Genomic DNA, 12,358 nt, shown 5'->3' with positions numbered 1-12,358 from the left:
GCCGCATGGCGGCCCACGAGCTGTACACCGACTCGGCGCCCGGCCTCGAGCGCCTCGAGGAGGAGCGGCTGCGCGGCAAGGAGCTCGCCGCCGCGTACAACGGCACCGGACCGCGCGACGGGGAGGCCCGCCGCACCCTGCTGGGCGAACTGCTCGGCTCGGTGGGCCGGGGCGTGTGGATCGAGCCCCCGCTGTACGTGGCCTACGGCCGGCACGTGCACCTCGGTGACGACGTGTACATCAACTTCGGCCTCACCCTGGTCGACGACGTGGAGGTCTTCGTCGGCGACCGCGTGATGTTCGCGCCCCATGTGACCGTCAGCACCACCGGTCATCCCGTCCACCCGGAACTGCGCCGGGACGGCAGCCAGTTCTCGGCGCCGGTGCGCGTCGAGGACGACGTGTGGGTCGGGGCCGGCGCGGTGGTCCTGCCCGGGGTGACCGTCGGGCGGGGCTCGGTCGTCGGCGCGGGCAGTGTGGTGACCGCCGATGTGCCGCCGATGACGGTCGTCGCCGGAACCCCGGCCCGTGTGCTGCGGCCGATCACCGACGCGGACCGGGAATGGACGTACCGGCCGCCCCGTACCGCGCGGGCCTGAGCACGTTCCGCCGCCACCGTCCGGGTGCGCGGCCGAGAGTTAACGGTTTGTTGGACGCGCGTGGTGTGGGAGGACAGGTACCACGGGCATCGTCTTGGCATGAACCTGCGGTCCGATGGCCGGGCCGCAGTCTCATGGAGGTGTGGGATGCACCGAAGGCTCGCCGCCGCACTCGCCGCCCCGGCCCTGGCATTGGCCGGTGTCCTCGGCACCGCGACCGCCGCCGACGCCGTACCCGCCGACAAGTCCCAGGTCCTCGCGAGCTGGACGCAGACCAGCTCGTCGAGCTACAGCCTCTGGACCGCGGCCCGGGCCAACCGGTCCGCCTGGTCCACCGACCACTGTTCCTCCTCCCCCGACAACCCCTTCGGCTTCCCGTTCTCGACCGCCTGCGCCCGCCACGACTTCGGCTACCGCAACTACAAGGCCGCGGGCACGTTCAGCGCCCACAAGTCCCGCCTCGACAGTGCCTTCCACGAGGACCTCAAGCGAGTCTGCAACGGCTACGGCGGCGCCACGAAGACCGCCTGCGACAGCACCGCGTGGACGTACTACCAGGCCGTCAGGGCCTTCGGCTGACCCCAGCGTTCCACCGCCACCCGGTCCCACCGCCGCCGGCCGCCCGACGGGTCGGCGGCGGTGCGCCGCCGGCCCGCGCGGTCTACCGGCGGCCGCGCACCAGCACGTACAGGAAGTACGGCGTTCCGATCACGGCCGTCATCAGGCCGGCGCCCAGCTGGGCGGGGGCGATCACGGTGCGGCCCAGCAGGTCGGCCGTGCACACCAGTACGGCGCCGAGGAGCAGCGCGACCGGGAGCACCCGGGTGTGCCGCCGCCCGACGAGGGCGCGTGCCGCGTGCGGGGCGACCAGGCCGACGAAGCCGATGGTGCCCGCGGCGGCCACGGCGGTGGCGGTGAGCAGCACGCTCAGGACGAGGAAGCCCAGCCTGCCGCGCGCCAGGTCGAGTCCGAGGAGCCGGGGGGTGTCCTCGTCGAGGGAGACCAGGTCGAGTTCCCGGTGCCGTACGCCGGCCACCGCGGCGCCGACGGCGAGGACGGCCGCGAGGGGAAGGACGTCGGGCATGGTCCGGCCGTACGTGGAGCCCGACAGCCAGGTGAGGGCCTTGGTCGCGTTGAACGGGTCGGTGAGCACGATCAGCAGGCTGATCAGGGCCGTCGTCGCGGTCGCGGCACCGATGCCGACGAGCACCAGCCGGTTCTGCCGGTAGCCCCCGCGCGCGGCGAGGCCGAACACGACGACCGCGGTGACCGCGGACCCCGCGAAGGCCGCCCCGGCGATGCCCCACCCCCCGGCGACGGGGACCGTCGTCACGAGGATCACCGCGCCGAGCGCGCCGCCGCCGGAGACGCCCAGGACGGCGGGTTCCGCCAGCGGGTTGCGGGTGACGGCCTGCACCAGGGTGCCGGCCAGCGCGAGCGCCGCTCCGGCGAGGAGCGCGGCGAGCACCCGGGGCACACGGGTGTCCAGCACGAAGGAGACGGTCCTGCCCGCCCTGCCCTGCGCCCAGTTGACCACGTCGCCCAGCAGCAGCTTGCTGTCGCCCAGCAGGACGGCGGCGATCGTGATGCCGACCAGGACGACCGACAGCACGGTGAGCGTGGTGAGGAAGACGGCGCGGCTGCGGATGCGCAGCGCGTCCGGCGCGGCGGCACCGGCGGTGTCGCGGAGCCGGGCCGCCATCACCACCAGGAACACCGCGCCGACGAGGCTGGTGACCACACCGGTGGGCACGGCGACCGCGGTGTCCGCGTCGACGAACGTGCGCAGCAGCACGTCCGCCCCGAGCACCAGCGCGGCGCCGACGAGACCCGCGACCGGCACGCCCGCGCGCAGCCGCAGCACCCCCCGGAACCACCGGGCGAGCGGGCGGACCAGGGCCGGGGCGCACAGGCCGACGAAGCCGATCGGTCCGGCCAGGGTGACGGCGGCGGCGGAGAGCAGCGTCGCCAGCACGACGGCGGTGACGCGGGTGGCCCGCACCGGGACGCCGAGTCCGCGGGCCGCGTCGTCGCCGAGGGCGAGGGCGTCGACCCGGCGGGCGACGAGCAGCAGGCCGACGAGTCCGACGAGGGCGACGGGCAGCATCTGGAGGACACCGTCGAAGCCGTTCTGGCCGATGTTGCCCTGGTTCCACTGGTAGAGGCCCTCGGTCTGCTGCGGGAACAGCAGGAGCAGCCCCTCCGTGACGGCGGTGAGCCCGAGGGCGAGCGCGGTGCCGGCGAGCACCAGCCGTACGGTTCCGGCGCCGAGCCCCGACAGTCCGAGGACGACGGCCGCCGCCGCGAGTCCGCCGGCGAAGGCGACGCCCGAGGAGGCGAGCAGCGGCAGGGACACGCCGGTGACGGCGGCGACGCCGAGGGCGAAGTAGGAGCCCGCGTTGACGGCGAGGGTGTCCGGGGAGGCCAGGACGTTGCGGCTGACGGCCTGCAGGGCGACGCCGGCCATGCCGAGCGCCGCGCCCACGAGGAGCCCGGCGGTCATCCGGGGCAGCCGCGAGGCGATGACGACCGACGCGTCGGCCGCGTCGGCCCGTCCGGTGAGGGCCTTGAGGACCTCGGCCGGGCCGACCGCGGCCGTGCCCTGGGTGATGTCGACGACGGCGAGGGCCGCGACCAGGAGCACGAGCGCGGTCGTCACCGCGGCCGCGCCCGTCCGGGACGACACCGTCGCCGGACGGGCGGTGGGAGTGGTGGCGGTGACGGCCATCGTGCTACTTCGTCAGCGCCGCGACGACGGAGTCGGTGTACGCCTCCATCGAGCCGGTGCCGCCGAACATCCAGCTGCCGTCGTCGATGCGGTGGACGTCACCGGACTTCACGAACGGCAGCGACTTCCAGACGGAGTTGTCCGCGAGCTCCTTGCCGAAGGGGTCGCTGCTGGGGTCCTGGTCGTTGCCGATGTAGACGAACTGGACCTTCCCCAGGTCGGTCAGCCCCTCGACGTCGGTGGCCGCCAGGCCGTACGCCTCGTCGCCCTTCTGCTTCCAGGCGTTCTTCAGCCCGAGCCGCTCGTTGACGGCGCCGATGAGCGAACCGGAGGTGTAGGGGCGGACGGAGACCTGGTTGGAGGTGACGTAGCCGTCGGCGAAGGCGATCTCCGCGCCGTCCAGACCGGCGTCGGCGAGGGCCTTCTCGCCCTCGGCGAGCTTGGCGTCGAAGTCCTTCTTCAGCGTGGCCGCGCGCTCGGTGGTGCCGGTGGCCTCGGCTATGAGGTCGACGTTCTTCAGCATCTGCCCGATCGGGTCGGCGGCGTCGGCGGACTTCACCTCCAGGACCGGGGCGACCTCGCGCAGCTGCTTGACCGCGTCGGGCTGCAGGTCGGTGGTGGCGACGATGAGGTCGGGCTTGAGCGAGGCGATGGTGTCCATGCTGGGCTCGCCGCGGGTGCCGATGTCCTTGGGCTCGTTCTTGAGCGGGACGGCGGTGTTCCAGGTCTTGTAGCCCTTGACGTCGGCGACGCCCACCGGGTCGACGCCGAGGGAGACCAGGTGCTCGACGACGTTCCACTCGGTGCCGACGACCTTCTTGGCGGGGCCGTCGAGTTCCACCTTCGCGCCGGTGGCGTCGGTGAGGGTGATGGCCTGCGCGGACTCCTTGGCCTCGTCGTCGGCGGCGGGTTCGGTGGTGCCGCAGGCGGCCAGCAGGAGGGCGGCGGCGGTGGCCAGGGGCGCGGTGAGCAGGAGGCGTCTCATGAGGTGGTGCTGAGCCTTTCGGTGCGGGTGTGGTGGCGGCCGATGGCGCGGGTGCGCAGCCGGCCGGTGAGGGGGTCGGTGTCGACCTCGATCCGGATGCCGTAGACCTCGGTCAGGCGCTCCGGGGTGAGGACGTCCTCGGGCGGGCCCTCGGCGACGACGCGTCCGGACGCGAGGAGCACGATCCGGTCGGCGACGGCCGCCGCCTGGTCGAGGTCGTGCAGGACGGCACCGACCGCGATGCCGTGCTCGTCGGCCAGGTCGCGCATGAGGTCGAGGAGTTCGACCTGGTAGCGCAGGTCGAGGTAGGTGGTGGGTTCGTCGAGGAGGAGGACGCCGGTCTCCTGGGCGAGGCAGCCGGCCAGCCACACGCGCTGGAGCTGCCCTCCGGAGAGGTGTTCGGCCCCGCGCTCGGCGAGTTCGGCGACGCCGGTGAGGGCGAGTGCGCGGTCCACGGCGGCCCGGCCGCCGGGGTCGTTCCCGCCCCATCGGCCGCGGTGCGGGTAGCGTCCGAACTCGACGACGTCCCGCACGCTCAGACCGCTGGGCGTGGGGCGTCCCTGGAGCAGCAGGGCGACGCGGCGGGAGAACTCCCGGGGGCCGAGGGCCAGCGCGTCGGTGCCGTCGTCGATCGTGAGCGTGGCGCGCCGGGGCTGTTGCAGCCGGGCGACGGTGCGCAGCAGGGTCGACTTGCCGCTGCCGTTCGGGCCCACCAGGACGGTCACCTCGCCGGGCCGCAGGGTCAGTGCCGCGTCGTGCACGACGTCGGCGCCGTCGTACGCCACGGTCACGTCGGTGGCCGACAGTCGATGGCCACGGGGGCCCAGGGCCGCCTCTTCAGCAGGAATCACACGGCAAGGTTAGCCTACCCTTAATTCCCGTTATCGGGGGGTGACCTGCGGGAAGACCGGACCGTTTCCTGCCGGGCCGTCAGAAGGCGTAGCGGATATCCAGCCACGGCGTGTGACGGGCGACCAGTTCCCGCAGATCCGCGAGGGCCCGGCGCTTGATGCCGGCGCGGTAGCGGAGGTTGAGGGCACCGTTCTGGGAGCGCTTGGTCTCCTGCGCGGCGGGCTGCCACAGCACGTCCTCACCGCGCGGATGCCAGCGGAGGTTGACGTCGTGCAGGTCCGCGTTGTGGGTGAGCATGATGACTTCGGCGCGGGCCTGCCGCTTCACGCGCTGCGGCAGTACGTCGTCCATGTGCCGCAGCAGCTCGGCCCAGGCGTCCTGCCAGCCGGGGCGGACGACGACGGGCGAGAGGTTGAAGTGCACCTCGTACCCGGCGTCGAGGAAGTCCGCGGCGGCGGCGATCCGCCGGTCGACCGGACTGGTGCGCAGGTCCAGCAGGCGCGAGTCGCCGGCCGGCATCACCGAGAACCGGATGCGGGTGCGTCCGCGCGGGTCGAGCTCCAGCAGGTCGGGGTTGACGAACTTGGTCGCGAAGGACGCCTTCGCGGTGGGCCAGTCGCGGAAGGCGCGCACCAGGTCGGCGGTGTTGTCGCAGACGAGGGCGTCGACGGAGCAGTCGCCGTTCTCCCCGATGTCGTACACCCACGCCTCGGGGTCGCACTGGTTGGGCTCCGTCTTGGGCCCCTGGGCGGCGACGTGGCGGCCGAGGTGGGCGATGATCCCGTCGATGTTGGTGAAGAGGGTGATCGGGTTGGCGAAGCCCTTGCGGCGGGGTACGTAGCAGTACACGCAGGACAGGGCGCAGCCGTTGGACGGGCCGGGGGCGATCCAGTCGGCGGAGCGGCCGTTGGGGCGGGTGGTGAGCGTCTTCTTCACGCCCAGGACGAGGGTCTCGCGCTTGATCCGCATCCAGCGGTCGGCGCTGCCCTCGTTGCCGTGCAGCTCGGGGACGCGCCAGTGGGAGTCCGCCTCGATCAGCCGGGCCCCGGGGAACCGGGCGAGGATCTGCCGCCCGCGGGGCGAGGCGGCGGCGGCCGGTTCCGCGTGGATCTCCCGGATCGCGAGAAGCCGGCGCGCCTGCGCGGAGTCCCGGAAGGCGGAGGTGGACGGCGGCGGCTCGGCCGCCGGTGCCGGCGGCAGGTCGCCGAGGCCGAAGAGCGGCTCCTGCGGGCCGTGGGACGGGGAGGGGTGGTGGCGCATGTTCTGACCGGCTTCTCGGGCGGGGATGCGGTACGGGTGCCCGCCGACCGGTTCTGTCGGGCTCCGGCCGTCCTCCCACTGTACGGCGACGGGACGGCGCGCCGCGGCCGACCGGACCCCCGGGTCACCGGCCCCCGCCCGGCCGTACGGGCGGTGGGCGGCACGTGCCCCGCCGCGACCGCAGCCGAACCGGCCGCCGAGGACTCACCGGCCCCCGCCCGGCCGTCCCCGCCCGTGCGGACGGCGGTGACGAAGACCCCACCACGGCCGGGCCGAACCGACGCCGAGGCCCCGTCCCGCCGCCCTCGCGGGCGGCGGACAGCACGTGCTCCCACCGCGACCGCGGCCGAGCCGGCCGCCGGGGGCGGCCCGTACGCCCAGCCGCTCCCCCGCACCACCGCACGGGCGCCGGCAGCACGTCGCCCGGTGCGACGGGACCCTGCCGGCCGCCGGGAACCCACCGGCGCCCGCCCGCTCCCCGGCGGCCGGGGCGAGCCGGTCGCCGGGGCCGGGGGCGGGGTCGGGGTCGGGGTGTCAGGCCCGGACCGTGAAGCGTTCCCAGACGCGGTGCGAGGCCAGCAGCTCGCGGACTTGGCCGAGGACGGTGGCCCCGGAGTCGCCGACCACGATGCCGGGGGCGTCGGTGGGGACGCCGGCCGCTTCGAGGGCCGCCTCGCCGCCCGCCCACGCGCCGATCGCCTTGCCGTGCCGGAACGCCTCGGTCAGCAGCAGTCCGATCCGCGGGTCGGTCGCCGTCCGCCGCGCGGCGGACGGCGCGCCCTTGCCGTCGCGCGCGCCGGCCGTGTCGCCGCCCACTGCCGGCACCCCGGCCAGCAGTACGGCGTCGAACTCGACGGACCGCGCGGTGACGTAGGTGCGCTGGACCGTCAGGGCCGGGTCCGCCGAGCCGAGCGTGCCACCGGTCGGTGCCACGACCAGCGGGACCATGCCCGCTTCGAGCACCGCGTCGCGTACCGCGTGGACGCCGTCGAGGTCGCCGTCCGGGCCGGTGACGATGCCGATGACGCGCCCGTCCACGGGCCAGGTCCCCCCGATCTGCGAGAGGGCCGGGCTCGGCTCGACGTCGGCGAGCGGCACGGTGGGCTTCGGCGCGGGCAGGCCGAGCCCCTCGGCGACACCGGCGCACAGCTCGGGGTCGATGTTGGCCAGGACCTGGAGGGTCCGTTCCCTGATGGCCTGCTCGTAGCACTTGCCCAGCTCGAAGGTGTAGGCGCCGATGATGTGCTCGCGCTCCACCGGGCTCATGCTCAGCCAGAACCGGCGGGGCTGGCTGAAGTGGTCCGCGAAGGACTCCGGCGCCTCGCGCACCTTCGACGCCTCCGGGACGCGCACCGGCGCTTCGATGAACGCGCTCATGTCCGCGCCCGCGGTGAACGGGCAGCCCCCGTCGAGGGAGTTGGGCCGGTAGGGGGCCACGCCCCGGTGCACGGCCGTCTGGTGCATGCCGTCGCGCAGCATGTCGTTGACCGGTGCCTGCGGCCGGTTGATCGGCAGCTGCGGGAAGTTGGGGCCGCCCAGGCGCGTGATCTGCGTGTCCAGGTACGAGAACAGCCGTCCCGCGAGCAGCGGGTCGTCGGTGACGTCGATACCGGGCACGAGGTGACCGACGTGGAAGGCGACCTGCTCCGTCTCGGCGAAGAAGTTGGACGGGTTCCGGTTGAGGGTCATCAGCCCGACCGGCTGCACCGGGGCGAGCTCCTCGGGCACGATGTTCGTCGCGTCCAGCAGGTCGATGCCCTCGAAGGTCTGCTCCGGGGTGTCGGGGAAGGTCTGGATGCCCAGCTCCCACTGCGGGTAGGCGCCCGCCTCGATGGCGTCGGCGAGGTCCCGGCGGTGGAAGTCCGGGTCCACGCCGTTGATCGTCTGCGCCTCGTCCCACACCAGGGAGTGCACGCCCAGCTTCGGCTTCCAGTGGAACTTCACCAGCGTCGTGGCGCCCTCGGCGTTCACCAGCCGGAAGGTGTGGACGCCGAAGCCCTCCATCATCCGGTAGGAGCGCGGGATGCCGCGGTCGCCCATGAAGAAGAGGGTGTGGTGGGTCGCCTCGGTGTGCAGGGAGACGAAGTCCCAGAAGGTGTCGTGCGCGCTCTGCGCCTGCGGGATCTCCCTGTCGGGGTGCGGCTTCGCGGCGTGGACGACGTCGGGGAACTTGATGGCGTCCTGGATGAAGAAGACCGGGATGTTGTTGCCGACCAGGTCGAAGACGCCCTCGCTGGTGTAGAACTTCGTGGCGAAACCGCGGGTGTCGCGCACGGTGTCGGCGGACCCGCGCGAGCCGACCACGGTGGAGAACCGTACGAACACCGGCGTCTCGACGTCCGGGGCGAGGAACCCCGCCTTGGTCACGGAGGCCGCCGTGCCGTAGCTCTGGAAGACCCCGTGCGCGCCCGCGCCGCGGGCGTGGACCACGCGCTCCGGGATGCGCTCGTGGTCGAAGTGCATGATCTTCTCGCGCAGGTGGTGGTCCTGGAGCAGTACGGGGCCGCGCGGCCCCGCCTTGAGCGAGTGGTCGGTGTCGTACAGCCGGGTGCCCTGCGCGTTGGTCAGGTAGCTCCCGGACTGCGCCACCCTGGCCTGGTCGGCACCGGTGGGCTGACCGGTGGGCGACACGGTGGCCGGGCCGCTCTGGTCCGGCTTCGGCGGCAGCGGCTCGCGGGGCTCGGTCGGCTCGGCCACCGACGGCGGCTGGGGACCCGGCCGTCCGGGAATGCCGTCGGCCGGGGCCGAGCCGTCGTCCTGCAGCTTCTCGGCGATCTTCTTCGCCGCCCGCTTGACGGGGTTGGCCTCGCTCATGGGGTGACACTCCTCCGCTTCAGACCGGCCACGGACGGGTGGCCGTGCGTTCCATTGCCGACTGCGGGCGACCCGAGGGGACGAAACACCAGGAAAAGGGCATCGGGTGCCGTCAACGTCTCACGGTGGGCGCGCCCTCGCAGCGGGCACCCGCCGATGGGGTGAAATCTCCGCTCCGGAACACCGCCACGCCCCGCGCCCCGGCGCACCCGCACTCCCCTCTCCACTCCCCTCCATCGGATCCGACCGCCCCGCCCGCGTACCCGCGGCACGGCGGTCAAGGCATACGGATGTGGAGCGGCACGTCGCCCACCGACGGGCGCCCGCTCACCAATTCACGTCCAAGGGCTTGCCCGTGCAATGCCTCACCACTTAAATCAAATCCTGAACTAAGCAGTCGCGGGGCCGCGTCCAGTCCTCCGGCATGCCCTCGCGCACAGGGGGCCGCGCCACCGCACCACCGCCGTCCGAACGGCCCGGCCCGCGCGCACGCGGGCTCGCCCGCATCCCCACATCGCACCGGCAGAAGGCTGACGCATGAGACACACGAAGCACTTGAGCCGCCTGAGACGCGGAGCCCTGGGTGCGGCGTTCGCCGCCACGGCGGCGCTCGTCACCCTGCCCGCCGCCCAGGCCCCGGCCGCCGCGGCCGAGACCCCGTTGTCCCAGGGCAGGGTGGCCACCGCATCGTCCACCGAGAACGCCGGCACACCCGCGAGCGGCGCCGTGGACGGCGACCCGGGCACCCGGTGGTCGTCGGCCGCGAGCGACGACCAGTGGCTGCAGGTCGACCTCGGCGCCACGGCGTCCGTCACCCGTGTCGTCCTGAACTGGGAGGCCGCCCACGGCAAGGACTACAGGATCCAGTTCTCGCAGGACGGCGGCGGCTGGACCGACGCCAGGACCGTGACCGGGAGCGACGGCGGCACCGACACCGTGGACGTGTCGGGGCAGGCCCGGTACGTCCGGATGCAGGGCCTGGACCGGGCCACCGCGTGGGGCTACTCCCTGTGGGAGTTCCAGGTCTTCGGCACCGCCGGCGGCAACCCGCCCCCCTCCTGCGGCACGGACGACGCCGCCCTGGGCAGGCCCGCTTCCGCCTCCTCCACGGAGAACGCGGGCACCCCCGCCTCCGCCGCCTTCGACGGGGACGCGGGCACCCGCTGGTCGAGCCTGGCCTCGGACCCGCAGTGGGTGCGGGTCGACCTGGGCTCGGTGCAGGACCTGTGCGAGGTGGACCTCAGCTGGGAGGCCGCCTACGCCCAGGACTTCCGGATCGAGGCCTCCACCGACGGGCAGAACTGGAGCACGCTCGAGTCCGTCACCGGCGCGACGGGCGGCCGGTCCTCCTACGAGGTGAGCGGCTCGGGCCGGTACGTGCGTGTCCTGGGAACGGCCCGCGCCACCGGGTACGGCTACTCCCTGTGGGAGGTCGCCGTGCACACCGCGTCGGACGGCGGCGGCGGCCCGGTCGAGGGCGGCGGCGACCTGGGTCCGAACGTCATCGTCGTGGACCCGTCGACGCCCGGCCTCCAGCAGAAGTTCGACCAGGTCTTCGCCCAGCAGGAGACGAGCCAGTTCGGCAGCGGCCGCTACCAGTTCCTGCTGAAGCCGGGCACGTACAACGGCATCAACGCCCAACTCGGCTTCTACACCTCGGTCTCCGGGCTCGGCCTCAACCCCGACGACGTGCAGATCAACGGCGACATCACCGTGGACGCCGGCTGGTTCAACGGCAACGCCACGCAGAACTTCTGGCGTTCGGCGGAGAACCTCGCGATCACCCCCGTCAACGGCACCAACCGGTGGGCGGTCGCCCAGGCCGCTCCGTTCCGCCGGATCCACGTCAAGGGCGGCCTCAACCTCGCCCCGAACGGCTACGGCTGGGCCTCCGGCGGCTACATCGCCGACTCGAGGATCGACGGCACCGTCGGGCCGTACTCCCAGCAGCAGTGGTACACGCGGGACAGCTCCGTCGGCGGCTGGACCAACGGCGTGTGGAACATGACGTTCACGGGTGTCCAGGGCGCTCCGGCGACCAACTTCGAGACCGGCCCGTACACCACGTTCGACACCACCCCGATCTCCCGCGAGAAGCCGTTCCTCTACTTGGACGGCGACGCGTACAAGGTGTTCGTGCCCGCCAAGCGCACCGACGCGCGCGGGGTGTCCTGGCCGGCCAACGCCGGCGGTACGTCCCTTCCGCTCGACCGGTTCTACGTGGTCAAGCCCGGCGCCACGGCCGCGACCATCAACGCCGCGCTCGACCAGGGCCTCAACCTGCTGTTCACGCCCGGGGTCCACCACATCGACCGGACCATCGAGGTCGACCGTGCCGACACGGTCGTGCTCGGTCTCGGTCTGGCGACGATCGTCCCGGACGGCGGGGTCGACGCCATGCACGTGGCGGACGTCGACGGCGTCCGGCTGGCCGGCTTCCTGATCGACGCGGGCCCGGTCAACTCCGACACGCTGCTGCGGATCGGCGAGGAGGGCTCGTCCGCGGACCACTCCGCCGACCCGACCACCGTGCAGGACGTGTTCATCCGCATCGGCGGCGCGGGGCCGGGCCGGGCCACCGACTCCGTCGTGGTCAACAGCGACGACGTGATCGTCGACCACACCTGGATCTGGCGCGCCGACCACGGCGAGGGGGTCGGCTGGGAGACCAACCGGGCCGACTACGGACTACGGGTCAACGGCGACGACGTCCTCACCACGGGCCTGTTCGTCGAGCACTTCAACAAGTACGACGTGGTCTGGAGCGGTGAGCGCGGCCGCACGATCTTCTTCCAGAACGAGAAGGCCTACGACGCCCCGAACGAGGCCGCCATCACTCATGACGGCATCGTCGGATACGCGGCCTACAAGGTCGCCGACTTGGTGGACGAGCACGAGGCCTGGGCACTCGGCAGCTACTGCAACTACACGTCCGACGACACCATCGTGCAGCACCACGGATTCCAGGTGCCGGTGAAGCCCGGCATCAGGATGCGGCACCTGCAGGTGATCTCGCTCGGCGGCAAGGGGCAGTACCGCCACGTCATCAACGACACGGGTGCGCCCACCTCGGGGACGGACACCGTCCCGTCCAAGGTCACGCGGTTCCCCTGAGCGTGG

The 12,358-nt window shown here is 73.1% G+C and carries 8 protein-coding genes; 3 read left to right on the top strand and 5 right to left on the bottom strand.

What is annotated here, in order from left to right; genetic code table 11:
* Positions 1 to 5: 5 nt before the first annotated feature.
* Positions 6 to 599, top strand: coding sequence for a sugar O-acetyltransferase (locus AB0A94_RS29140; protein ID WP_361748916.1), 594 nt, complete (start codon positions 6 to 8; stop codon positions 597 to 599).
* Between the two features lie 147 nt (positions 600 to 746).
* Positions 747 to 1,178, top strand: coding sequence for a phospholipase (locus AB0A94_RS29135; RefSeq protein WP_361748893.1), 432 nt, complete (start codon positions 747 to 749; stop codon positions 1,176 to 1,178).
* Between the two features lie 82 nt (positions 1,179 to 1,260).
* Here the strand turns inward: AB0A94_RS29135 and AB0A94_RS29130 are convergent, their stop codons facing one another.
* The 5 genes from AB0A94_RS29130 to AB0A94_RS29110 all read right to left on the bottom strand — a co-directional run bounded on the left by AB0A94_RS29130 (position 1,261) and on the right by AB0A94_RS29110 (position 9,238).
* Positions 1,261 to 3,327, bottom strand: coding sequence for an iron ABC transporter permease (locus AB0A94_RS29130; RefSeq protein WP_361748892.1), 2,067 nt, complete (start codon positions 3,325 to 3,327; stop codon positions 1,261 to 1,263).
* Positions 3,328 to 3,331: 4 nt separating this feature from the next.
* Positions 3,332 to 4,312 (bottom strand): iron-siderophore ABC transporter substrate-binding protein, encoded by a 981-nt coding sequence (locus AB0A94_RS29125; protein ID WP_361748891.1) that lies wholly within the window; start codon positions 4,310 to 4,312, stop codon positions 3,332 to 3,334.
* Entirely contained in the window at positions 4,309 to 5,163 is an 855-nt protein-coding gene (locus AB0A94_RS29120) for an ABC transporter ATP-binding protein (protein ID WP_361748890.1), read from the bottom strand. Before AB0A94_RS29120 ends, AB0A94_RS29125 begins: the two co-directional genes overlap by 4 nt.
* A gap of 79 nt (positions 5,164 to 5,242) precedes the next feature.
* Entirely contained in the window at positions 5,243 to 6,424 is a 1,182-nt protein-coding gene (locus tag AB0A94_RS29115) for a spore photoproduct lyase family protein (protein WP_361748889.1), read from the bottom strand.
* Positions 6,425 to 6,958: 534 nt separating this feature from the next.
* Positions 6,959 to 9,238, bottom strand: a complete 2,280-nt coding sequence (locus AB0A94_RS29110; RefSeq protein ID WP_361748888.1) for a catalase — start codon at positions 9,236 to 9,238, stop codon at positions 6,959 to 6,961.
* A 564-nt stretch (positions 9,239 to 9,802) separates the two neighbouring features.
* Between AB0A94_RS29110 and AB0A94_RS29105 the strand changes: the two genes are divergently transcribed.
* Positions 9,803 to 12,352, top strand: a complete 2,550-nt coding sequence (locus tag AB0A94_RS29105; protein WP_361748915.1) for a discoidin domain-containing protein — start codon at positions 9,803 to 9,805, stop codon at positions 12,350 to 12,352.
* Positions 12,353 to 12,358 lie beyond the last annotated feature (6 nt).

The organism is Streptomyces sp. NPDC044984 (assembly GCF_040646935.1).
Lineage (GTDB): Bacteria > Actinomycetota > Actinomycetes > Streptomycetales > Streptomycetaceae > Streptomyces.
The sequence above is the reverse complement of the archived record's forward strand: the minus strand, read 5'-3'. Positions and strand labels throughout refer to the sequence as shown.